Source organism: Inquilinus sp. CA228 (genome assembly GCF_052078665.1).
Classification (GTDB): domain Bacteria; phylum Pseudomonadota; class Alphaproteobacteria; order DSM-16000; family Inquilinaceae; genus Inquilinus.
Window position 1 is genome coordinate 1 of the sequence record NZ_JBQJIK010000043.1, and the last position, 21,870, is coordinate 21,870.

Here is a 21,870-nt window from a genome sequence, read left to right on the forward strand (position 1 = left end):
GCATTGGCACCGGCATTGCCGGTCAGGCTGTCGCCGAACTGGCTGCCATTGACGTTCTCGACGCCGGCCAGGGTGTCGCCCTGGGCATCGCCGCCGGTCCCGGCCCCGGTGGCCAGGTTGACCGTCACGCCCACGCCGCTGTCGAAATAGGAGGCGGTGTCAATGCCGGTGCCGCCATCGAGCGCGTCCGCCCCGGCGCCGGCGCGGAGGAGGTCGTTGCCGCCCTTGCCGCTGAGCACGTCGTTGCCGGCTCCCCCCGCCAGGGTGTTGGCCAGGGCGTCGCCGTCGAGGATGTCGTTGCCGGCGCTGCCTTCGAGATTCTCGATGCCCTGCAGGATGTCGCCCTGCGCGTCGCCCCCGGCGGCCGCGACCACGGAGAGGTCGACCCGGACCGCGGCGGCACTGGCGGCATAGCTCGCCGTGTCGGTACCGGCGCCGCCATACAGCAGATCCATGCCGGCTCCGCCGATCAGCGTGTCCTGGCCATCCCCGCCATCGAGCACATCCGTCCCGCCGGCTCCGCCCAGGGTATCGTTGCCGCCATAGCCGAACAGCCAGTTGGCGGAGCCGTCCCCGGACAGGGTATCGCCGCCGACGGCCGACCCATAGACATTCTCGAAGCTGGCATCGACCGTGTCGCCGGCGACCGTGCCGGTGCCGGCCAGCGCGATCGCGGCCAGGTCGACCATCACGCCAGCGGCGAGGTCGATGAGGTTCAGTGTATCGATGCCGGCGCCGCCGCTCAGCGTGTCGGCCCCGGCACCACCCTGGATGACATCGTCGCCGCCGCTGCCACTCAGTGTGTCGGCCCCGGCACCGCCCTGGAGGACATCGTCGCCGCTGCCGCCGTTCAGGCTGTCGGCGCCGGCGAGCCCGACCAGGAGGTCGTTGCCGGCGAACCCGAACAGCCCGTTGTCGCCAGCCGAGCCGGTGAGGATGTCGTTGAAGCCGTTGCTGCCCTCGATGCTCTCGACATCCGTGCCGACCACGTCGCCCTGGGCCTCGCCGCCGAGCCCGACCCCGCCGATCGTCACGATCACGGCGGCCGAGCTGAAAGCATAGGTGACGGTGTCGAGGCCTTCACCGCCGTTCAGAATGTCATCCCCGGCGTCACCGAAGAGGTAGTCGTTGCCGTCGCCGCCGTTCAGAATGTCATCCCCGGCGTCACCGAAGAGACGGTCGATGCCGGCGCCGCCGTTCAGCGCGTCGTCCCCGTCGCCGCCACCCAGTTCATCGTTTCCGGCGTCGCCGTTCAGCGTGTCGGCCCCGCCATAGCCTTCCAGGCTGTTGTTGTCAGCCGAGCCGGTGAGGACGTCGTTGTGGCTGGAGCCGTAGAGGTTCTCGATGCTGGTCAGCGTGTCGCCCTGGGCGTCGCCGCCCGAGGCCGAGCCGGCCAGCAGGTTGACCGTCACCGCCTGCGTCGAGCCCTGGTAGTTGGCGAAGTCGGAGCCGCCACCGCCATCCAGCTCGTCGTCGCCCGCGCCGCCCTGAAGCGTGTCGTCGCCCTCGAGGCCGACGAGGGCATTGCTGCCGGCGTCGCCCGTCAGCCTGTCGGCGAAGCCCGACCCGACGACGTTCTCGAAGCTGGTGTAGGTGTCGCCCTGGGCGTCGCCGCCGCTTGCCGTGCCCGCCGCCAGGTCGACCGTCACACCGTCCGGCGACAGGTCGAAGCGCAGGAAATCGATGCCACCGCCGCCGTCCAGCTGGTCGGCCCCGGCGCCGCCGAGGAGGCTATTGCTGCCGGCGTCGCCCGTCAGCCTGTCGGCGAAGCCCGACCCGATGACGTTCTCGATGCTGGTGTAGGTATCGCCCTGGGCATCGCCGCCGCTGCCCGTGCCCGCCGCCAGGTCGACCGTCACGCCGCCCGGCGAGTAGTCGAAGCGCAGGAGATCGTCGCCGCCGCCGCCGTTGAGCTGGTCGGCGCCGGCCCCCTCCCCCACCAGGGTGTCGTCGCCCTGCCCGCCGGTGAGCACGTCGTTCCCGGCCGACACGGATCGCAGGTAGACCGCGCTGGCGGCGCCGAGCGCGCTGGCGTCCAGGGTGACGGTGGCGTCCGAGAGGGACTCACCTTGGACGTAGAGGTATCCGCCGGAGGCGTTGCTGTCGTAGAAATCCTGGCCGATCGCCAGGGTGATCAGCCCGTCGATCTCGGCCAAGATCCTCGAGAAGCCGCTGATGCCGTTATAGCCGGCGAGGTTCAGGACCATGTCCCCGGCGAAGACGAATTGGAGCTGCTGCCCCCCCGGCACGCCCGCCACGATGTCCTCCGTGTCGAAGAAGTCGAGGTTGTCGACAAAGGCTGCAACGCCGTCGCCGAAGACCGTGCCCGTCTCCTGGCCGTCGACACTAAACAGATAGCTGGTCATGACGTGACTCCCGGCATGTGAATTGACCCGCCGCCCGAGGAGGACGGGCAGGCCCGAAAGGCCGCTACAGCACGAAGTCGGCTGCGGTCAGCGGGTGGTCGGAGACGACGTTGATGGCGAAATCCGGCGCCTTGTCGCCGTTGACGTCGGCCATGAGGCACGACCGTTCCGCGCTAATATTTCCAAAGTCGACCGTCGGATGACAGCCGGTTCCCAGCCGTTACTACGTCGATGATCAACTATCCAACCATTGTCGCCAGCGCGGCCTTCTGACGAGTGGCCTGCCTGCGCCTGAACCCGCAAGCCTTGGATTTCGAAAATTTCGAGGATATTGGTCCCAGAAAACCGGATCTGAGTGTATAGAATTCTTTGTCTTTTCCTGGAAAACTTGTCCTGGAAAATCGCTGCCGCCGTGGAGGCAGGGCAACGAAGGAGGGGGTGTGGCGCGGGATATCGATCGGAAGCTGCGAGTGACGGCTGCTCTCGTCGGCGCCGTGACGCTCAAGGATCTCGCGGCAGCGTTCCGTCGCGTCAACCCGGCGACGTCGTTCGATATCGATCGCGCTCACAAATGGATCCAGGGGCGTGCCCGCCCCCGCGAATCCCGGCTTTACGAGGACTGGGCGAAAGTCGTGGATCTCGATCGCCCCGGAGCCTGGATCGCCGATTGCGAGCTCGACGACTTCATCGAGGTCATCTGCGCCCGGCACAGTTGCGACCGCGACATGCTGGAACGGCGGCTCGAATCGTCGCGGCCTTCGACGTCAAAGCAGCGGCAGGAGCGGAACCTGTCATTCGCAGGGACCTACGCCTGCTACTCGCATGCCTGGTCGCCCTATTTTCGCGGCCAGCTCATCCGGGGAGAATTTTCAATCGCGCAACAGCAGGGCTCGCAGGGGCTTCTCGCGCGCTATTCGGAGCGCCTGCCGACCAACCGATTGCATCTTGAAGGCCCGCTGGAGGTGACAGGACGGGCCATGCACCTCAACCTGCGCGAAATTGACGGCAATGCGCACATGCTGTTCTGCCTGTTCTCACCGACGCCGCCGGCGAGCGTGCTGGCCGGCTTCATGTGCGGCGCGACGATCATCGATCCCGACGCACAGCCATCGGTGACCCGAATGGTGATGGTCCGGCTTCCAGCACCGAGCATGCGGCTGCGCTCCGCCGATGCATATCTGCCACCTCGGACTTCGGTTGCCGGTGACCTGGCGTCACTGGGACTGCGGATTCCAGATCTGGCCGCGGTCGACCACGGCGTCGGCCGGTTTCTGGCGGGCAACCAGGGAGGCGGGCTCGACCAGGTCGACCCACCGTCCTACAGAGCGTTGGTCGACCTGTTCAATCCGATCTGGCTCGCCGGCGCGACGGCGATGCCGGAGCGTGTCAGAGAGGCTTAGGCTTCGCCCGAGAATTAATGCTCCAGAGAAGAAGATGTTATTTTTTTATTGTCATTGCCGGGCTTGACCCGGCAATCCAGAAGATGTCGACATTCTCTGGATGCCCGGGTCAAGCCCGGGCATGACAGTTGGGTGGGAGTCCGATCATCAATCGGCTCACTTATTCTCGGACGGGCTCTTAGTTGCCCTGCTTGACCCTGCCGAACGCCAACACTGGTGGAGGACGTTCGGGCGACGGGCCGCCTCAGCGCGTCAGCGGCTTGTACTTGATGCGGTGCGGCTGGTCCGCCTCGGTGCCCAGGCGGCGGTGGCGGTCCTTCTCGTAATCCTCGTAATTGCCCTCGAACCACACCACTTCGCTGTCGCCCTCGAAGGCCAGCATGTGGGTGGCCAGGCGGTCGAGGAAGAAGCGGTCGTGGCTGATCACGATGGCGCAGCCGGGGAAGGTCAGCAGCGATTCCTCCAGCGCCCGCAGCGTCTCGACGTCGAGGTCGTTGGTCGGCTCGTCGAGCAGCAGGACGTTGGCGCCGGATTTCAGCATCTTTGCCAGGTGGACGCGGTTGCGCTCGCCGCCCGACAGCTGGCCGACCTTCTTCTGCTGGTCGCCGCCCTTGAAGTTGAAGGCGCCGACATAGGCCCGGCTGGGCATCTTGCGCTTGCCGAGGTCGATCTCGTCGAGCCCGCCGGAGATCTCCTCCCACACCGTCTTGTTCGGGGAGAGATCGTCGCGGCTCTGGTCGACATAGCCGAGCTTGACCGTCTCGCCGACCTTCAGCGCGCCGCCATCCGGCGAATCCTGGCCGGTGATCATCCGGAACAGGGTCGACTTGCCGGCGCCGTTCGGCCCGATCACGCCGACGATGCCGCCGCGCGGCAGGCGGAAGCTGAGATTGTCGATCAGCAGCCGGTCGCCGAAGCCCTTGGACAGGCCCTGGGCGTCGATCACGTTGTCGCCGAGGCGCTCCGGAGTCGGGATCAGGATCTGGGCCTGGCCCGGAGCCTGGTCGCGGCTCTGCGCCATCAACTCCTCATAGGCGTGGATGCGCGCCTTCTGCTTGGCCTGGCGGCCGCGGGCGCCCTGCCGGATCCACTCCAGCTCGCTGGCGAGCGTCTTCTGCCGGCCCGACTCCTCCTTGGACTCCAGGGCCAGGCGCTTTTCCTTGGCCTCGAGATAGGCCGAGTAGTTGCCCTCGTAGGGGATGCCGCGGCCGCGGTCGAGCTCGAGGATCCAGCCGGTGACGTTGTCGAGGAAGTAGCGGTCATGGGTGACCATGACCACGGTGCCCTTGTAGTCCTCGAGATGATGCTCCAGCCAGGCCACGGATTCGGCGTCGAGATGGTTGGTGGGCTCATCGAGAAGCAAGAGGTCCGGCTTGGCCAGCAGCAGCTTGGCCAGCGCCACGCGGCGGCGCTCGCCGCCGGACAGGTTGGTCACCTCGCTGTCGCCGGGCGGGCAGCGCAGCGCGTCCATGGCGATCTCGACGGTGCGGTCGAGGTCCCAGGCATCGGCGGCGTCGATCTTCTCCTGCAGCTCGGACTGCTCGGCGATCAGCGCGTCGAAATCGGCATCGGGCTCGCCCATCGCCTCGCTGACGGCGTTGAAGCGGTCGACCAGCGCCTTGATCGGGGCCAGGCCCTCCATGACGTTCTCGGCGACGGTCTTGGTCGGATCGAGCTGCGGCTCCTGCGACAGGTGGCCGACGGTGGCGCCCTGGGCGACCCAGGCCTCGCCGGTGAACTCCTTGTCCATGCCGGCCATGATCCGCATCAGGGTCGACTTGCCGGAGCCGTTCGGGCCGAGCACGCCGATCTTCACCCCCGGCAGGAAGGACAGCCAGATCTTCTCCAGCACGACCTTGCCGCCCGGATAGGCCTTGGTCATGTCCTTCATCACGAAGACGTACTGGTAGGAGGCCATCGGAAGCCGCTCCGCGTATACCGGTCTGGGGAGGCCCGCGTTTTAGCCCATGGGAGCGCCGAAGGCCAGGGCTGCTTCGGCCGCAGGCCGAACGCCGCGATCGCCTGCTATGGTGCGCGCATGACTCGCACCCGCAAGACACCCGAGGCCGATGCGATCGTGGTCGGCGGCGGCCCGGCCGGGCTGCTGGCCGCGCTGCTGCTGGCCCAGGGCGGCGTCGCCACCGTGCTGGTCGCCCCGCCGGCGCCGGACGACCACCGCACCACCGGCCTTCTGGCCGGGTCGGTCGCGATCCTGGAGCGGGCCGGGATCTGGCCGGCCTTGCTGTCGGTGGCGGCGCCGATGCGGGCGATCCGGCTGATCGACGACGGCGGCCGCCGGATCAGCGGGCCGGAGGTGGTGTTCCGCGCCGCCGAGATCGGCCGGGAGACCTTCGGCCACAACATCGCCAACCGCGACCTGGTCGCCGCCCTGGCCAAGGCCGTCGCCACCATGCCGGGTCTGCGCCGGGTCACCGACACGGCGGCGGAGATCCGCATCGGGGTCGGCGGCGTGACGGTGCGGACCAGCGGCGGCGAGACGCTGCGCGCCCGGCTGGTTGTCGGCGCCGATGGCCGCAACTCCGCGGTGCGCGCGGCGGCCGGCATCGGGGTGCGGCGCTGGGGCTACGACCAGGCGGCGCTGGTGACCACGCTGCGCCATGCCCGCGGCCATGACGACATCTCGACCGAGATCCACACCGAAGCCGGCCCGTTCACTTTGGTGCCGCTGGGCGACCGGCGGTCGAGCTTGGTCTGGGTGACGCGGCCGGCCGAGGCCGCGGCGCTGGCGGCGCTCGACGACGACGCTCTGGCCCGGGCGATCGGGCGGCGGGCCGAGCCGATCCTGGGCGCGGTGACGCTGGACGGGCCGCGCCAGGACTTCGCGCTGTCCGGCCTGGCCGCCCGGCGCCTGGCGGTGCCGCGGGTCGCGCTGGTCGGCGAGGCGGCCCATGCCCTGCCGCCGATCGGGGCCCAGGGCCTCAATCTCGGCTTCCGCGACGCCGCGGCCATCGCCGAGGTCGCGGCTGGGGCCATTCGCGCCGGCATCGATCCGGGCGCCGTGATGGCGCGCTACGAGGCCAGGCGGCGCGGCGACGTCGCCAGCCGCAGTGCTGGGGTCGACCTGCTGAACCGGTCGCTGCTGACCGATGCGGCCCCTGCCCTCGCTTTGCGCGCTTTGGCGCTGCAGGCGGTGAAGCGGGTGGCGCCGCTGCGCCGGCTCTTGATGCGGGAGGGCATCGCCCCGGGCGGTCTCTAACGTCCTGTGGCGGCCGGCGGCGGGCACTGCTACCGTTCGGTGACGGGCCTGGCCCGTCCTGTCTCACAACCGACGACGCCCGATGCCCGCCAAGACGAACCCCCTCGGCCTCAACCCGCTGCAGCTGAAGACCCTGACCGTGCTGCAGCAGATGGCCCAGACGCCCCGCTTCGCCACGCAGCAGGAGGACGGCACCGTGCTGGTCTCCAGCTTCCCGCCGCCGCATGGCGACCACTATCATGTCGGCGACGCGGTGGTGATGGGCCGGGACATGACCGGGCTGCACAACATCGCGGTGTTCGCGGCGCTGGAGCGCAAGGGACTGATCCGCTCCGGCTTCCCCGGCGCCGCCATCGTCACCGCCGACGGCCTGGCCTACGACACCGGCCTGGCGGATTCGATCCTGCACCGCGCCGACCACTGACCGGCCGGTCCCTGATGGCGCCCCGCTTCACCATCCTGACGCCCGACGCGCAATATGCCGACGACGCCGTGATCGAACGGCAGGTCGGCGGCGCCGATGTCGAGTTCGTGATCCGGCGCGAGCGCGACCGGAAGAAGATCCCGGACGAGGTCTACGCGACCTGCGACGCGCTCCTGACCTGGCACGAGCTCAGGGTCGACCAGTCGGTGATCGACAAGATGCCGCGCTGCCGCATCATCGTGCGGGCCGGGGTCGGCTTCGACCATATCGACCTGGCGGCCGCCGGCGCCGCCGGCATTCCGGTGGCCAACACGCCGGATTACGGCACCAGCGAGGTGGCCGACCACGCCATCGGGCTGATGCTGGCGCTGCTGCGCGGCATCCCGGCCTATGACCGGGCGCTGCAGGCCGACCCGGCCGGCAACTACACGCTGGAGGCCGGGCGCCTGGCCCGGCGGATCCGCGGCACCCGCATCGGCATCGTCGGGCTGGGCCGGATCGGCACCGCCACGGCGATGCGGGCCAAGGCCTTCGGGCTGGAGGTCCTGGCCTACGACCCCTACATCCCGCGCGGGATGGAGATCGCGCTGGGCGTCACCCGGGTCGAGACCCTGTCGGACCTGCTCTCGGCCAGCGACATCGTCTCGATCCACGCGCCGCTGACGCCGGAGACCCACCGGCTGTTCGGCGACGCCGCCTTCTCGGTGATGCAGCCGCATGCGGTGCTGATCAACACCGCCCGCGGCGCCATCGTCGACCTCGAGGCGCTGCACGGCGCACTGCAGGCGGGGCGGATCGCCGGCGCCGCGCTGGACGTGCTGCCGGAGGAGCCGCCGCCCGAGCCGCTGCCGCCGCTGCTGGCCGCCTATCGCGAGCAGCCGGAGTGGCTGCACGGCCGGCTGATCCTGACCCCGCACGCGGCGTGGTCGAGCCCGGAGAGCCAAGCCGATGCCCGCCGCCTGTCGGCCGAGACCACGGTCGCCTATCTGCGCAGCGGCGCCCTGCGCAACTGCGTCAACGAGGCGGTCCTGGACCGCAAGAAGCTGCGCCGGTGAGTCCGATGGCCCAGGACCGACTCTACGACGACCCGGAGCTGGCCAGCGTCAACGACATCGAGAACGCCTGGTCCTCCGACCAGGACACTTGCCGGTCGCTGGCGGAAGGCTGCGCCTCGGTGCTCGACCTCGGCTGCGGCACCGGCTGGCTGGCGGCGGATCTGGCGGGCGGGCGCACGGTGTTCGGAGTCGACCCGGCGGACGCAATGCTCGACATCGCCCGCGCCCGGCCGGGCGGCGACCGGGTGAGCTGGGTCCGGGGCGACGGCCGCAGCGTCCGGCTGGGCCGGCGCTTCGACCTCATCGTCATGACAGGCCATGCCTTCCAGGTGTTCCTGACGGCGGAGGACCAACTGGCGGCGCTGCAAACCATCGCGGCGCATCTGGCGCCGGACGGTCGGTTCATCTTCGACAGCCGCAATCCGGCGCAGGAGGAATGGCGGGAGTGGACGCCGGCGGAGTCGGCCCGGCGGCTCGAGCATCCCCGCTTCGGCCCGGTCGACGCCTGGAACGATGGCGAGCACGACCCGGCCACCGGCATCGTCACCTACGGCACCTGCTACCGGATCGCCGCCGATGGCCGGGTCCTGTCCTCGCGCTCCCGCATCGCCTTCCCGCCGCGCGAGCAACTCGAGCGGCTGATCGGCGAGGCCGGCCTGGCGGTCGAGTCCTGGCTGGGCGACTGGACCGGCGCCCCCTGGACGCCGTCGTCACGCGATTTCATCCCGCTGGGCCGGCTGGCCTGAGAGCGGACATGCGAAAAGCCGGCCTCCCTTGCGGGGGCCGGCTCGCACACCAGCATCGGCAGGCGCCCCGCAGGGCGCCGCGCGATCAGGACTTCTTCAGGCCGAAAGCCTCGAAGCGCCGGTTGAACTTGGCGACCTGGCCGCCACGGTCCACGAGCTTCTGCACGCCGGTCCAGGCCGGGTGCGACTTCGGATCAATGTCGAGACGGAGGGTGTCGCCCTCCTTGCCGTAGGTGCTGCGAGTCTTGAACTCGGTCCCGTCGGTCATCACGACGTTGATTTCATGGTACTGGGGATGGATATCGGTCTTCATGGCCGCCGGCTCCGCACAAACGAGGGGGCCGTATACGCGACCCCGCCGCGGATTGCAAGGTCGCGCATGGCTCAGGTCGACTCCTCGAGCACCGTCCCCAGCCTGGCCAGCAGCGCCTCGGCCTCGCCGGGGCCGTAGGGCTCGGCGGTGCCGGCGCCCCAGACCGGTCCCGGCCAGGCGGCGTCGCCCGCCTGCCGCGCCAGGACATGGACATGCAGCTGCGGCACGACGTTGCCGAGCGCGCCGATGTTGATCTTCAGCGCCGGGAACACCGCGGCCAGGGCGCAGGCGGCCAGCATGGTCTCCTGGTGCAGCACCGCCTGGTCCTCCGGCGCCAGGGTATGCCACTCCACCGCCTGGGCCCGGCGCGGCACCAGCAGCAGCCAGGGGAAGCGGCGGTCGTTCATCAGCCGCACCTGCGACAGCGACCAGTCGCGCCACGGCAGGGTCGAGGCCGCGATCCGCGGGTCGAGGACGAAGCCCGAGTCCTTCGCGCTCATGACGGCAGCCCCCCCGTCGGCAAACCGGCCCGGCGCCGCAGCTCCGGGTCGCGGATGCTCAGCTCCTCGCCGAGCAGGTCCTGCGCCTCGGGCCCGCACAGCCAGGCGATGACGCGGGCCGGATGCTCCGGCGGGGCATGCGCCTCGCGCGGCATCTGGCTGACCGGGTTGATGCCGGAGGCGCGGATCTCGCCCTGCATCTCGGTGTCGACCGTGCCCGGGCGGAAGCCGAAGGCACGGATGCCCTGCCCGCCATATTCCAGGTGCAGCGACCGGGTCAGCATCGCCAGCCCGGCCTTGCCGGCGCAATACGCGCTCCAGCCCTCATAGACGTTCTCGGCGGCGCCGGAGCTGACATTGACCACCGTGCCGCCGCCGGCCTCGACCATGCCGGGCAGCACCGCCCGCAGCACGGCATAGGCGCCCAGCAGGTTGACCGTGACGTTGCGGGCCCAGTCGGCGGGATCGCAGTCGAGCAGGCGGCCGATCGGCCCGACCATTCCGGCGTTGTTGACCAGGATGGTCGGCGCGCCCAGCGCCTCGGTCGCCCCCTGCACCAGCAGATCGGCCCAGCCGACATCGCCGATGTCGCCGGGGATGGCGACGGCCTGGCCGCCGGCGTCGGTCAGCTCCCGCGCGATCTCCTCGATCGCCTCGGCCGAGCGCGCGGTCAGCGCCACCGCCGCGCCCCTGGCCGCCAGCACCCGCGCCGCCGCGGCGCCGATGCCGCGGCTGGCCCCGGTGACCAGGGCCACCTCGCCGTCCAGGCGGGGCCCATCGAGGCGGGCGTCAGGTTCGGTCATGGTCATGCCCCTTTTTCGTCTCGCACAGTCTATCCCAGGCGCTCAGCCGCGCCACGCCTGGCCCTCGCGCACCCTGACGGCCAGCACCCGCCGGACCCGGTCCGCCACCGTGGTGTCGCCCTCGATGCGCAGCACCGGGCAGGGCAGCCGGGACAGCCAGGCCTCGTGCGCCTGGCGATTGCGGCTGACCTGGGTGCCGGTGTCGTAGGCCTCGGCCCAGTCGAGAAAGGCCTGGTAGGCCACGTGCATCGGCCCGCCCGGGGCCAGCGCCGCGGCGCCGTAGCGCTCGACCTCGCGGGCCCGCAGCCGTTCCAGCCGCAGCCCCGGCGGGACAATGAGGAAGACCACCAGGTCGAATCGCGGGATCAGCGGGTCGCCCCAGCCGATCAGCGAGCCGGTCAGCAGCCAGCGATCCGCCCGGCTGAACGCGTCGTCGAGCAGCGTGAGGCGGTCGGGAACCGGCCGCTTCTCCTGGAACGGCGGGTCGGTCGGCAGCCAATAGACATCGTCGGTGTCCAGGTGCGGCGCGCCGGTCTCGGCCGCCAGCGCCCGGCCGAGCGTCGTGGTGCCGGAGCCGGATGCGCCGGTGATGTGGATGCGCCTGGGCCTCATGGTCATCCTGTAGCCGCGTCTGCGACTTGCACATAGCGCAGCGGCATGATGTTGTCGCCCCGCCATTCCCTGCGCCTCCCTGCCCCGGACCTGCGATGCTGGTGATCTTCGACTGCGACGGCGTGCTGATCGATTCGGAAGTGATCTTCTGCGCCATCGATTCCGAGGCGCTGGCCCGGCTGGGCCACACCGTGGCGCCGAGCGAGATCGCCCGGCGCTTCTGCGGCACGCCGCATCACGTGGCCTGGAGCACGCTGGCGGCGGAGCTGGGCTTCGCGGTCGAGGACAGCATCATCGAGGAGATCAGGGCGGAGAGCGCCCGGCGCTTCGTCACCGATCTGCGCGCCATCGCCGGCGCCGCCGAGGCGATCGCGGCCGCCGCGGCACTCGGCCACCCGCCCTGCGTCGCCTCCTCCACCGGCCTGCCCAATCTGCGCCGCAACCTGGAGACGGCCGGGCTGCTGCCGCTGGTCGACCCTTATGTGTTCTCGGCCAGCCAGGTGAAGCGCGGCAAGCCGGCCCCGGACGTCTTCCTCTACGCCGCCTCGCAGATGGGCGCCGACCCGGCGGACTGCCTGGTGATCGAGGATTCGGTCCATGGCGTCACCGCCGCCCGCCGGGCCGGGATGAAGGTGGTCGGCTTCACCGGCGGCGGCCATGCCGATGCCGAGTTGGCGCAGCGGCTGAAGGCCGCCGGCGCCGGCCGCAGCTTCGCGACCATGGCGGAGATCGCGGCCTGGCTGGCGGCGGGGACGCCGCCGCCGACCTACAGCCTGGGCGACGTGCTCAGACCAGCGCCCGGAGCTGGCGCGCCAGGTCCGCGACGCCCGGCGCCGCGGCGGTGACCGGGCCGCTCTGCGCCCCGCTCGCGATGAAATCGTCGGTCACGCCGCCCGCCTCCTGCACCAGCACCAGCCCGGCCATCACGTCCCAGGCATTGGTGTGGGCGGCGGCGTAGCCGTCGAAGCGGCCGTCGGCGACATAGGCCAGCGACATGGCGGAGGAGCCGAGCCGCCGGTACTCCCCGCCATGGGTCAGGATGTGGCCGATCTGCTCGACATGCTCCGGCACCTTGCGGCCCGGCGAGTAGCCGACGCCGATCACCGCCGACTCCGGCCGCGCCGCGGCGTTGACCGCGATCGGCGTGCCGTTGCGGGTGGCGCCCTGCCCCGCCGCGGCGCTGTACAGTTCGTCCCGCACCGGCTCGTAGATCACGCCGAGCGCCGGCTTGCCGTCGATGGTGGCGCCGATCGAGACGCACCAGACCGGCCGGTCGCGCAGGAAGTTCGCGGTGCCGTCGATCGGGTCCAGCCCCCAGACGATGCGGGCGCCCTGCCGGTCCAGCCCGAACTCCTCGCCCAGCACGGCGTGGTCGGGGAAGATCTCCTTGAGCCGGCCGCGGATCAGGGTCTCGACCGCCTTGTCGACCACGGTGACGAAGTCCTGCGGCCCCTTGGCCTCGATCTCCAGCGCCTTGTGCTCAGCCAGATGGGCCAGGGCCAGCCGGCCGCCGGCCCGGGCCAGCGCCTCGGCCACGATCCGCATCAGGGCGAGGGTCTGCTGATCGCTCACCGGAAACTCCTGTCCGCTCGGGAAAGCCGGGATCATCCGGGACCCGGCCCCCTCCGGCAACCGCGGAATGCAGGACCCTGCCAGGAACGGCCGGTCAGGCATCCTGCTCGAACAGCTCCGGCCGGCGCTCGGCGATCGGGCCGAGCGACGACAGGATCTCGCGCAAATGCCGGCGCATCGCCGCCTCGGCCGCATCCGGATCGTGCGCCCGCAGCCCGGCGACGATCTCCTCATGCTGGGCGATCAGCATCTCGAGCGGCGAGACGTCGGGCAGGCTGAGATAGCGCACCCGGTCCATCTGCGCCTTCATGTTCTCGATCGTGCTCCAGGCCGGCAGGCAGTCGATCGCCTCGATGATCAGGCGGTGGAAGCCCTCGTCAAGCGCCAGGAAGCCGGCATGGTCGTGCCGCCGGGCCGCGTCGTGCTGCGCCTCCAGGTTGCGGTCCAGCCGCTGCAGGCCCGCCGCGTCGATGCTCTCGGCCGCAAGCCGCACCACCGCCGCCTCCACCGCCTCGCGGATGAAGCGGCCCTGCTCGACCTGGCGGCGCGAGATCTTGCGCACCCGGGTGCCGCGCTGCGGCAGCACCTGCAGCAGCCCGGCCTCGACCAGCTTGATGAAGGCCTCGCGCACCGGCTGGCGCGACACGCCGAACATCTCCGACCCGTCCTTCTCGGACAGCGCGATGCCGGGCGGCAGCAGGCCGGTGATGATCGCCTGGCGCAGCCCCTCATAGACCTGCCGGCCGATCGGCCCGTCGCCGCCCAGGGGGATGCCGTCCGGCAATGTCCTGGGCTGGTCGGCCCTCCGTCGTCCGGCCATGCGTCCTCCCGTTCCGCCCCGTTGCGGCCCCCAGCATACAGGGGATCGCCCGGCTGGGTAGCTCACCGCCCTCTGTTCTCGCCATACTTGTATGGTGATTAAAGATAGGCTATGGATCAGCCGCTGCCCGCCGCCCCGAAGCGGCGCTGGAGAAGCCGGAACCGGGAGAGAACGCGCCATGAAGATCGTCCGCGCCGATGTCATCGTCACCTGCCCCGGGCGCAACTTCGTCACGCTGAAGCTGGTCACCGACGAGGGCGTGCACGGCGTCGGCGACGCCACGCTGAACGGGCGCGAGCTGGCGGTGGCCAGCTATCTCCGCGACCATGTCTGCCCGCTGCTGGTGGGGCGCGACCCGCACCGCATCGAGGACATCTGGCAGTACCTGTACAAGGGCGCCTATTGGCGCCGCGGCCCGGTGACGATGAGCGCGATCGCCGCCGTCGACATGGCGCTGTGGGACATCAAGGCCAAGGTCGCCGGGCTGCCGCTGTACCAGCTGCTGGGCGGCGCCTCGCGCGACGGCGTGATGGTCTACAGCCACGCCACCGGCCGCGACATCCCGGAGACGCTGGACCGCTACGCCGCCTATCAGGAGAAGGGCTACAAGGCGATCCGCGTGCAGTGCGGCGTGCCCGGCATGGACTCGGTCTACGGCGTCAGCAAGGGCGGCGATTCCTATGAGCCAGCGACCAAGGGCTGGCCCGAGGAGCAGGGCTGGTCGACCGAGAAGTACCTGAACTACGTACCCAAGCTGTTCGAGGCGGTGCGCGCGAAGTACGGCTTCGACGGCCATCTGCTGCACGACGTGCACCACCGGCTGACGCCGATCGAGGCGGCGCGGCTGGGCAAGGCGGTCGAGCCCTATGCCCTGTTCTGGCTGGAGGACCCGGTCGCGGCCGAGAACCAGGAGGCCTATCGCCTGATCCGGCAGCACACCACCACCCCGATCGCGGTCGGCGAGGTGTTCAACAGCATCTGGGACTGCAAGCTGCTGATCGAGGAGCAGCTGATCGACTACATCCGGGCGACGCTGACCCATGCCGGCGGCATCACCCATCTGCGCCGGATCGCAGATTTCGCCGCCCTGCACCATGTCCGCACCGGCTGCCACGGCCCGTCCGACCTGTCGCCGGTGTGCATGGGCGCGGCCCTGCATTTCGACCTGTGGGTGCCGAATTTCGGCGTCCAGGAATACATGGGCTATCCCGAGCCGGCGCTGGAGGTGTTCCCCCACGCCTGGTCCTTCGCCGACGGGTACATGCATCCCGGCGAGGCGCCCGGCCATGGCGTCGACATCGACGAGAAGCTGGCCGCCCGCTTCCCCTACGACCCCGCCTACCTGCCGGTGGCGCGGCTCGAGGACGGCACCCTGACCAGCTGGTAGCCCACAACCGATCGAAGAGGCCGCGGGACGGCCCGACGGGAGGACGACATGGAAGAGCAGAAGGCCACGGCGGCGACATCGCCTGCGATGATGCGGCGGATCGCGATCGCGTCCTGCATCGGCACCACGGTCGAGTGGTACGATTTCTTCATCTACGCCACCGCCTCGGCGCTGGTGTTCAACAAGCTGTTCTTCCCCGACCTCGACCCGTTGATCGGGTCGCTGACGGCGCTCGGCACCTACGCCGCCGGCTTCTTCGCCCGGCCGGTCGGCGGCCTGCTGTTCGGCTATATCGGCGATCGTTACGGCCGCAAGCAGGCGCTGGTCATCACCCTGCTGATCGTCGGCATCGCCACCTTCGTCATCGGCCTGATGCCGACCTACAACGAGATCGGCATCTGGGCGCCGCTGACCCTGCTGTTCATCCGCCTGCTGCACGGCTTCGGCATCGGCGGCGAGCAGGGCAACGCCATCCTGATCATGTGCGAGCACGCGCCGTCACGGCGCCGCGGCTTCTTTGGCTCCTGGGTGCAGATCGGCGCCCCGGCCGGCTTCGTGCTGCCGCTCGGCATCTTCGCGGTGCTGACCTCCACCCTGTCGGAGGAGGCGTTCCTGAGCTGGGGCTGGCGCATCCCGTTCCTGCTCAGCATCCTGCTGGTCGGCATCGGCCTCTACATCCGCCTGCAGCTGACCGAATCGCCGCTGTTCCTGGAGATGCGGAAACGCCGGGCGGAGGATGCGCATCCGCTGGTCGAGGTGGTGCGCAGCCACCGCCGGTCGTTGGTGCTGGGCTGCGGCAGCAAGCTGGCCGAGAGCATCGCCTTCACCAGCTTCGCCGTGCTGATCGCCGCCTACGCCACCAGCCGCGGCATCGACCGGCCGACCATGACCACGGCGATGCTGGTCGCCATCCTGCTGGAGCTGGTCACGTTGCCGCTGTTCGGCGCGCTGTCGGACCGGATCGGCCGCAAGCCGGTGTACCTGTTCGGCGCCGCCTGCGTGCTGATCGCGACGGTCCCGGTCTTCGGCTTGGTCTATGCCCGGATGGACGGGGTGATCTGGATCGGCCTGGCCGCGGCGCTCGCCCTGGGCCACAGCGCCATGTACGGGCCGCAGGCGGCGTTCTATTCCGAGCTGTTCCCGACCAAGGTGCGGGCCAGCGGCGTGTCCTTCGTGCAGCAGATCGGCGCCCTGATCGGGTCGGCCGGCACGCTGGCCGCCGGCTGGCTGCTGGAGGTCGGCGACGGCACGCCGTGGTATCTGTGCGCCTATATCGCGCTGGGCTGCGTCATCACCCTGCTCTGCGCCCGGGCGCTGCCGGAGACGGCGCCGCGCCTGTCGCGCCGCGCCGACCTGATCGGCGCGCCCGCCGCCGCCCATTCCTGACCCAGGAGATCGCCATGTTCGCCGCCGTGCTGCACCAAGCGAAGGATCTGCGGATCGAGGACCGCGAGCCGCCGACACTCGCCCCCGGCGAGGTCAAGGTGCGGTTCCGCGCCGGCGGCATCTGCGGCTCCGACCTGGCCTACTACTCCAAGGGCAAGACCGGCGACTTCCACCTGCGCGAGCCGCTGATCCTGGGCCATGAGATGGCCGGCGAGGTGGCGGAGGTCGCGCCCGACGTCGAGGGCCTCGCCATCGGCCAGCCGGTCGCGGTCAATCCCAGCCGGGCCTGCGGCCGCTGCGAGTACTGCATGGCGGGGCTGGAGAACCAGTGCCTGAACATGCGCTTCCTGGGCAGCGCCTCGATCTTCCCGCATATGCAGGGCGCCTTCCGCGAATACATCGCCGTGCCGGCGCGGCAATGCGTGCCGGTGCCGGAGCATGTCAGCTTCGCCGAGGCCTCGATGGCAGAGCCGCTGGCCGTGTCGCTGCACGCCGTCCGCCGCGCCGGGCCGCTGCTGGGCGAGGAGGTGCTGATCGTCGGCTGCGGCCCGATCGGCGCCCTGGTGCTGCTGGTGGCGCGCCAGGCCGGCGCCCGCCGCATCACCGTGGTCGACCTGGCCGAGAAGGCGCGCGAGATGGCGCTCGGCCTCGGCGCCGACGAGGCGGTCGACGGCCGGGACGAGGACCGGATCGCGGCGTGGAGCCGGAATCGCGGCCGCTTCGGCGTGGTGATCGAGGCGTCCGGCGCCCCGGCCGGGCTGGACACCGCCCTGCGCGCCGCCCGCGCCCGCGGCCGGGTGGTCCAGCTCGGCAACCTGCCCGCCGGCCAGCCGCCGGTCTCGGCGAACCTCGTCATGTCGAAGGAGCTGGAATACCGCGGCTCGTTCCGCTTCGCCGAGGAATACGCGCTGGCGGTCGAGATGATCGCCGGCCGGCGGATCGACCTGACCCCGCTGATGACCCACCGCTTCCCGGTGCGCGACGCCGACCAGGCCTTCCAGGTCGCGCTCGACCGCAACCAGTCCATGAAGGTCCATCTCTTCGACCTGTAGTGAGTAGGTTGGGTTCGCTTTGGCGAACCCAACATCCCGCCGCCGGCCTCCGATCCTGTTGGGTTCGCTGTCGCGAACCCAACCTACGAAGTCGACGAGGCCACCGCCCCGCAAGCGGAAGGAAAACCATGTTCAAAAGCGTTCGCTGGCTGATCGTCGGCCTGCTGTTCATCGCCGGCATGATCAACTATCTCGACCGCTCGGCGCTGTCGATCGCCGCCCCGCTGATCCAGCAGGATCTCGGCCTGGACCACGCCCAGATGGGTGTGATCTTCAGCAGCTTCTTCGCCGGCTACGCCATCTTCAACTTCATCGGCGGCTGGCTGTCGGACCGGATCGGGCCGAAGACGGTGTTCACCGGCGCCATGGGGATGTGGTCGCTGTTCTGCGGCCTCACGGCGGCGGCCACCGGGTTTGTCTCGATGATCGTGCTGCGCGTGCTGTTCGGCGTCGGCGAAGGGCCGCTGAGCTCGACCATGAGCAAGACGGTCAGCAACTGGTTCCCGCGGCGCGAGGCGGCCACGGCGATCGGCATCGTCAATTCCGGCACGCCCCTGGGCGGCGCCGTAGCGGGCCCGATCGTCGGCTACCTGGCCATCGCCTTCGGCTGGCGCCTGGCCTTCGTCATCATCATGCTGCTGGGCTTCGTCTGGCTGGTGTTCTGGGTGCGGCTGTCGACCGACCGCCCGGCCCAGCACCCGCGGATCAGCGACGCCGAGCGCCGGCTGATCGAGGAGGGCCAGGCCGACATCGACGACGCGGCCCGGCTGCCGGCGCAGGGCCTGGGCTTCTATCTGCGCCAGCCGATCGTGCTGGCCACCGCCTTCGCCTTCTTCACCTACAACTACGTGCTGTTCTTCTTCCTGACCTGGTTCCCGAGCTACCTGACCGAGGTGCACAAGCTCAGCATCAAGGATATGAGCCTGGCCACGGTGATCCCCTGGATGCTCGGCTTCCTCGGCCTGGCGCTGGGCGGCTTCGTCTCCGACCGCATCTTCCGGCTGACCGGCCGGGCGCTGCTGTCGCGCAAGCTGGTGCTGATCGGCGGGCTCGGGCTCGCCGCGGTCGGCGTCGCCCTGGCCGGCGACGTGGCCGATGTGAGCAGCGCGGTGGCGCTGATGTCGGTGTCGATCTTCGGCCTGTACCTCACCGGCTCGATCTACTGGGCGGTGATCCAGGACGCGGTGCGCGGCGAGAATGTCGGCGGCGTCGGCGGCTTCATCCATTTCCTGGCCAATCTCGCCGGCATCATCGGGCCGGCGGTGACCGGCTTCATCATCCAGGCCACCGGCGGCGTCTACACCAGCGCCTTCGTGCTGGCCGGCGGCCTGGCCGTGCTCGGCGCCGTGGCCTCGCTGGTCTTCATCCGCGAGCCGCGCGGCCGGGCCGGCGGGGTCGCGGTGCAGGGGGCGAAGTAGGTCCTTACCGCCATCCTTCGACGGAGGCCGAAGCGTCTCAGCAACGTCGGCTGGAGCCGGGCCGCTACAATGGCGGCCACTCCAGCCGAGGGGCCGATCATGCAGCCGCCGAACGATCCCGTCGCCGCCGTCACCCGTCCCGATCCCTATCCTTACTACGCGACGCTGCGGCAGCGGCCTTTCCACCGTGACGAGGCGCTCGGCCTCTGGGTCGCGGCCGGTGCCGAGGCGGCCATGGCAGTGCTGGCCAGCCCCGCCTGCCGGGTCCGGCCGCCGGCCGAGCCGGTGCCGCGACCGCTGCTCGGCGGCGCCGCCGGCGAGCTGTGCGGCCGGCAGGTGCGGATGACCGACGGTGACGCCCAGGCCCGCGCCAAGCGGGCGGTCGCGGCCGCGCTGGACGTCCCGGCCGAGCAGGTGGCGGCGGAGGCGCGGCGCTGGTCGGCCAGCCTGGCGGCCGATCGCACCGGGCTCGACGCCTTCCTCTTCGCCCTGCCGATGCATGTCGTCGGCGCGCTGCTGGGCTTCGACCGGCTGTCCGAGGTCGCCGGCCGGATGCGCGATGTCGTCGCCGCCATCACCCCCGGCGCCACGGCCGAGGCGATCGGGCGCGGCCACGAGGCGGCGGCCGTAATGGTCGGCCTGACCGAGGTGCTGATCGGTTCTCCCGGAAGCGGCCTGGCCCGGCGCCTGCGCGATGCGGCGGAGCGCGAGGACGGTGTCGATGCCGCCGTGGTCACCGCCAACGCCGTCGGCTTCCTGTTCCAGGCCCATGACGCCGGCGCCGGGCTGCTCGGCAACGCCGTCGCCACCCTCGGCGCCCGGCCGGAGCTGCGCCGCGCGGCAGCAGCCGACCGCGCATCCTTGCCCGGGCTGATGCAGGAGGTGCTGCGCTACGACCCGCCGGCCCAGAACACCCGCCGCTTCGTCGCCGAGGACACCATGATCGCCGGCCAGTCGCTGCGTGCGGGCGACGCGATCCTGGTCGTCATCGCCGCGGCCAACCGCGACCCGGCGCTGAACCCCGATCCGGAGCGCTTCGATCCCGCCCGGCCCGACCGGCGCCTGCTGACCTTCGGCCATGGCCGCCACGCCTGCCCGGGTGACACCATCGCCGCCGTGATCGCCGTGGCCGGGCTCGACGCCCTGCTCGACCGGCTCCCCGACTGGCCCGAGCGGCCGGCAGGCTACCGGCCGTCGCCAAACGTCCGGATTCCACGGTTTTCCTAGCCCTGGTCGCCGGATCCTTCCGGAATGTGCCGATCGATGTCTCGGTGCCCCTCGAGAATGTTCACCACCTCGAAGGCACTATCGAGGTAACGGAAGAAGATGACGTAATTTCCGAAGGGAAAGCTGCGGATGTCCGGGCGCAACTCCGGCCTGGCACGTCCAAGGGTTCCTGGCAGCTGCGCGAGATGCCGGCATTGCCGTCGCAGCCGCGCCACGAAATCCTGGGCGAGCACGAGGCTGCCGCTCTGCCGTGCAATGTAGGTCAGGATGTCGAGCAGATCGCGCCGCGCGGCCGGCAGGTATCGCAGGCGCCGCAATCAGTATCCCGCCTTGGCCAGCTCCGCCGCCTTCCCGGCCAGGGCCTCGTCCAACTCAGCCTCGCTGACCTCGCCCCCCTCGGCGATCGAGCGGTCGAGCGTCTCCTGCAGTGCCCGGAGCTTCGCCTCCCGCTCCTCGACCAGGCGCAGCCCTTCGCGCACCACTTCGCTTGCTGAGCCGTAGCGGCCGCCCTTGACCACGGATTCGACGAAGCGTTCCCAGCGGTCGCCGATGGATACGTTCATGAGCCATCTCCCGTAACACAGGAGAGAATAGCAGAAAACGCGCATAAATTGTCATCGCCTACCCGAACGCCTCGACCACCGCGTCGATGAAGCTGCGCAGCTTCGGGGTCGGGCGGCGGTCGGGGGCGAAGAGGATGTGCATCGGCCGCGACGGTGGGTCGTAGCCCGGCAGCACCCGCACCAGCCGGCCGGCGGCGATGTCGTCGCGCAGCAACCCTTCCGGCTGCAGGATGATGCCCAGCCCCTCCAGCGCCGCGCTGCGCAGCGCCTGGCCGTTGTTGACGGAGAACCGGCCGCGGACATGGACCGAATGCATGGCGCCGTCCGGGCCGGTGAACTGCAGCAGGTCGCGCGGCTCCCAATGGGCGAAGCCGAGGCATTCATGGCTCCCCAGATCCTCCGGCCGCGCCGGCGTGCCGCGTTCGGCGAGATAGGCGGGCGCGGCGCAGGCGACCAGGCGATACGGCCGCAGCCGGCGGGCGATCAGGCCGGAATCAGGCAGCGGCGCGACCCGGATCACCGCCTCGTACCCCTCCTCCACCAGGTCGACGATGCGGTCGCTCAGGGTCACCTCGATGCTGACCTCCGGATGGGCCCGCAGGTAGCGCGCCACCATCGGCATCAGCTGATGCGCGCCGAAGGTGACCGGCGCGTTGACCCGCAGCCGGCCGCGCGGCACGGCGCGCAGGTCCTGGGCCAGCGCCTCCGCCGCCTCGGCCTCGGCCAGCACGTTGCGGCAGCTGTCGTAGAAGGCGCGGCCGACTTCGGTCAGGCTCTGCCGCCGCGTGGTGCGGGCCAGCAGCCGGGCGCCGAGCCGGTCCTCCAGGAAACGGATGTGCTTGCCGACCATCGGCGCGGACAGGCCGAGCGCCTCGGCCGCCGCGGCGAAGGAGCCGGCGTCGACGGCCCGGACGAACACCGCCATGCTGGTGAGCCGATCCATGATTGAAAACCATTGGTTCCGACTGTCGCGATAGATCCGCTATTTATCGCATTTCAAGGAACAATC

The 21,870-nt window shown here is 70.4% G+C and carries 22 protein-coding genes; 11 read left to right on the plus strand and 11 right to left on the minus strand.

Annotated elements, in window-relative coordinates; all coding sequences use genetic code 11:
- The coding region (locus ACTOWL_RS21205) for a beta strand repeat-containing protein (protein ID WP_441323265.1) at window positions 1–2,366 on the minus strand (2,366 nt) is incomplete at its 3' end.
- A gap of 440 nt (window positions 2,367–2,806) precedes the next feature.
- On the opposite strand from ACTOWL_RS21205, the gene ACTOWL_RS21210 reads away from it, so the two are divergent.
- Window positions 2,807–3,766 (plus strand): hypothetical protein, encoded by a 960-nt coding sequence (locus ACTOWL_RS21210; protein WP_441323266.1) that lies wholly within the window; start codon window positions 2,807–2,809, stop codon window positions 3,764–3,766.
- Window positions 3,767–4,010: 244 nt separating this feature from the next.
- Here ACTOWL_RS21210 and ettA read toward each other — a convergent pair whose 3' ends face one another.
- A complete protein-coding gene (gene ettA, locus ACTOWL_RS21215; protein ID WP_441323267.1) occupies window positions 4,011–5,684 on the minus strand; it encodes an energy-dependent translational throttle protein EttA in 1,674 nt (557 codons plus the stop codon).
- A 120-nt stretch (window positions 5,685–5,804) separates the two neighbouring features.
- Here ettA and ACTOWL_RS21220 point away from each other — a divergent pair, with 120 nt between their 5' ends.
- The 4 genes from ACTOWL_RS21220 (at window position 5,805) to ACTOWL_RS21235 (ending at window position 9,208) form a co-directional block, all read left to right on the plus strand.
- The gene (locus ACTOWL_RS21220; protein WP_441323268.1) at window positions 5,805–6,983 is read left to right on the plus strand and encodes a UbiH/UbiF family hydroxylase; all 1,179 of its coding nucleotides are present in this window, start codon (window positions 5,805–5,807) and stop codon (window positions 6,981–6,983) included.
- 82 nt (window positions 6,984–7,065) lie between these two features.
- On the plus strand, window positions 7,066–7,407 hold the full coding sequence (locus ACTOWL_RS21225) for a hypothetical protein (protein ID WP_441323269.1): 342 nt from the start codon (window positions 7,066–7,068) through the stop codon (window positions 7,405–7,407).
- Between the two features lie 14 nt (window positions 7,408–7,421).
- Entirely contained in the window at window positions 7,422–8,462 is a 1,041-nt protein-coding gene (locus tag ACTOWL_RS21230; RefSeq protein ID WP_441323270.1) for a C-terminal binding protein, read from the plus strand.
- A gap of 5 nt (window positions 8,463–8,467) precedes the next feature.
- A complete protein-coding gene (locus tag ACTOWL_RS21235) occupies window positions 8,468–9,208 on the plus strand; it encodes a class I SAM-dependent methyltransferase (protein ID WP_441323271.1) in 741 nt (246 codons plus the stop codon).
- Between the two features lie 85 nt (window positions 9,209–9,293).
- On the opposite strand, the gene rpmE is transcribed toward ACTOWL_RS21235, so the two are convergent.
- From rpmE to ACTOWL_RS21255, 4 genes are all read right to left on the minus strand, one after another.
- The gene (rpmE, locus tag ACTOWL_RS21240; RefSeq protein WP_429229227.1) at window positions 9,294–9,521 is read right to left on the minus strand and encodes a 50S ribosomal protein L31; all 228 of its coding nucleotides are present in this window, start codon (window positions 9,519–9,521) and stop codon (window positions 9,294–9,296) included.
- A gap of 71 nt (window positions 9,522–9,592) precedes the next feature.
- On the minus strand, window positions 9,593–10,021 hold the full coding sequence (locus ACTOWL_RS21245) for an HIT domain-containing protein (protein ID WP_441323272.1): 429 nt from the start codon (window positions 10,019–10,021) through the stop codon (window positions 9,593–9,595).
- On the minus strand, window positions 10,018–10,824 hold the full coding sequence (locus ACTOWL_RS21250; protein ID WP_441323273.1) for an SDR family NAD(P)-dependent oxidoreductase: 807 nt from the start codon (window positions 10,822–10,824) through the stop codon (window positions 10,018–10,020). The genes ACTOWL_RS21245 and ACTOWL_RS21250 overlap by 4 nt, the downstream gene beginning before the upstream one ends.
- A gap of 42 nt (window positions 10,825–10,866) precedes the next feature.
- Window positions 10,867–11,436 (minus strand): AAA family ATPase, encoded by a 570-nt coding sequence (locus ACTOWL_RS21255; protein WP_441323274.1) that lies wholly within the window; start codon window positions 11,434–11,436, stop codon window positions 10,867–10,869.
- Window positions 11,437–11,531: 95 nt separating this feature from the next.
- Between ACTOWL_RS21255 and ACTOWL_RS21260 the strand changes: the two genes are divergently transcribed.
- Window positions 11,532–12,281, plus strand: a complete 750-nt coding sequence (locus ACTOWL_RS21260) for an HAD family hydrolase (protein ID WP_441323275.1) — start codon at window positions 11,532–11,534, stop codon at window positions 12,279–12,281.
- Here ACTOWL_RS21260 and ACTOWL_RS21265 read toward each other — a convergent pair.
- Both ACTOWL_RS21265 and ACTOWL_RS21270 read right to left on the minus strand, forming a co-directional pair.
- Window positions 12,223–13,008, minus strand: a complete 786-nt coding sequence (locus ACTOWL_RS21265; protein ID WP_441323276.1) for an inositol monophosphatase family protein — start codon at window positions 13,006–13,008, stop codon at window positions 12,223–12,225. The genes ACTOWL_RS21260 and ACTOWL_RS21265 overlap by 59 nt on opposite strands.
- A 94-nt stretch (window positions 13,009–13,102) precedes the next feature.
- Entirely contained in the window at window positions 13,103–13,828 is a 726-nt protein-coding gene (locus tag ACTOWL_RS21270; protein WP_441323277.1) for a GntR family transcriptional regulator, read from the minus strand.
- Between the two features lie 178 nt (window positions 13,829–14,006).
- Between ACTOWL_RS21270 and manD the strand changes: the two genes are divergently transcribed.
- The 5 genes from manD to ACTOWL_RS21295 all read left to right on the plus strand — a co-directional run bounded on the left by manD (window position 14,007) and on the right by ACTOWL_RS21295 (window position 20,298).
- Entirely contained in the window at window positions 14,007–15,215 is a 1,209-nt protein-coding gene (gene manD / locus ACTOWL_RS21275) for a D-mannonate dehydratase ManD (RefSeq protein WP_441323278.1), read from the plus strand.
- A gap of 48 nt (window positions 15,216–15,263) precedes the next feature.
- A complete protein-coding gene (locus ACTOWL_RS21280; protein ID WP_441323279.1) occupies window positions 15,264–16,601 on the plus strand; it encodes an MFS transporter in 1,338 nt (445 codons plus the stop codon).
- Between the two features lie 14 nt (window positions 16,602–16,615).
- Window positions 16,616–17,653 (plus strand): L-idonate 5-dehydrogenase, encoded by a 1,038-nt coding sequence (locus ACTOWL_RS21285; RefSeq protein WP_441323280.1) that lies wholly within the window; start codon window positions 16,616–16,618, stop codon window positions 17,651–17,653.
- A gap of 128 nt (window positions 17,654–17,781) precedes the next feature.
- Window positions 17,782–19,071: an MFS transporter gene (locus tag ACTOWL_RS21290; RefSeq protein ID WP_441323281.1), complete on the plus strand. Its 1,290-nt coding sequence runs from the start codon at window positions 17,782–17,784 to the stop codon at window positions 19,069–19,071.
- Window positions 19,072–19,170: 99 nt separating this feature from the next.
- Window positions 19,171–20,298, plus strand: coding sequence for a cytochrome P450 (locus tag ACTOWL_RS21295; protein WP_441323282.1), 1,128 nt, complete (start codon window positions 19,171–19,173; stop codon window positions 20,296–20,298).
- Here ACTOWL_RS21295 and ACTOWL_RS21300 read toward each other — a convergent pair.
- Genes ACTOWL_RS21300 through ACTOWL_RS21310 form a run of 3 tightly spaced genes read right to left on the minus strand, consistent with a single transcriptional unit; the run spans window position 20,295 to window position 21,804 of the window.
- On the minus strand, window positions 20,295–20,615 hold the full coding sequence (locus ACTOWL_RS21300) for a type II toxin-antitoxin system RelE/ParE family toxin (RefSeq protein WP_441323283.1): 321 nt from the start codon (window positions 20,613–20,615) through the stop codon (window positions 20,295–20,297). The two genes, ACTOWL_RS21295 and ACTOWL_RS21300, sit on opposite strands and share 4 nt — an antisense overlap.
- The gene (locus ACTOWL_RS21305; RefSeq protein WP_441323284.1) at window positions 20,616–20,861 is read right to left on the minus strand and encodes a type II toxin-antitoxin system ParD family antitoxin; all 246 of its coding nucleotides are present in this window, start codon (window positions 20,859–20,861) and stop codon (window positions 20,616–20,618) included.
- Window positions 20,862–20,919: 58 nt separating this feature from the next.
- A complete protein-coding gene (locus ACTOWL_RS21310) occupies window positions 20,920–21,804 on the minus strand; it encodes a LysR substrate-binding domain-containing protein (protein ID WP_441323285.1) in 885 nt (294 codons plus the stop codon).
- Between the last annotated feature and the right edge of the window lie 66 nt (window positions 21,805–21,870).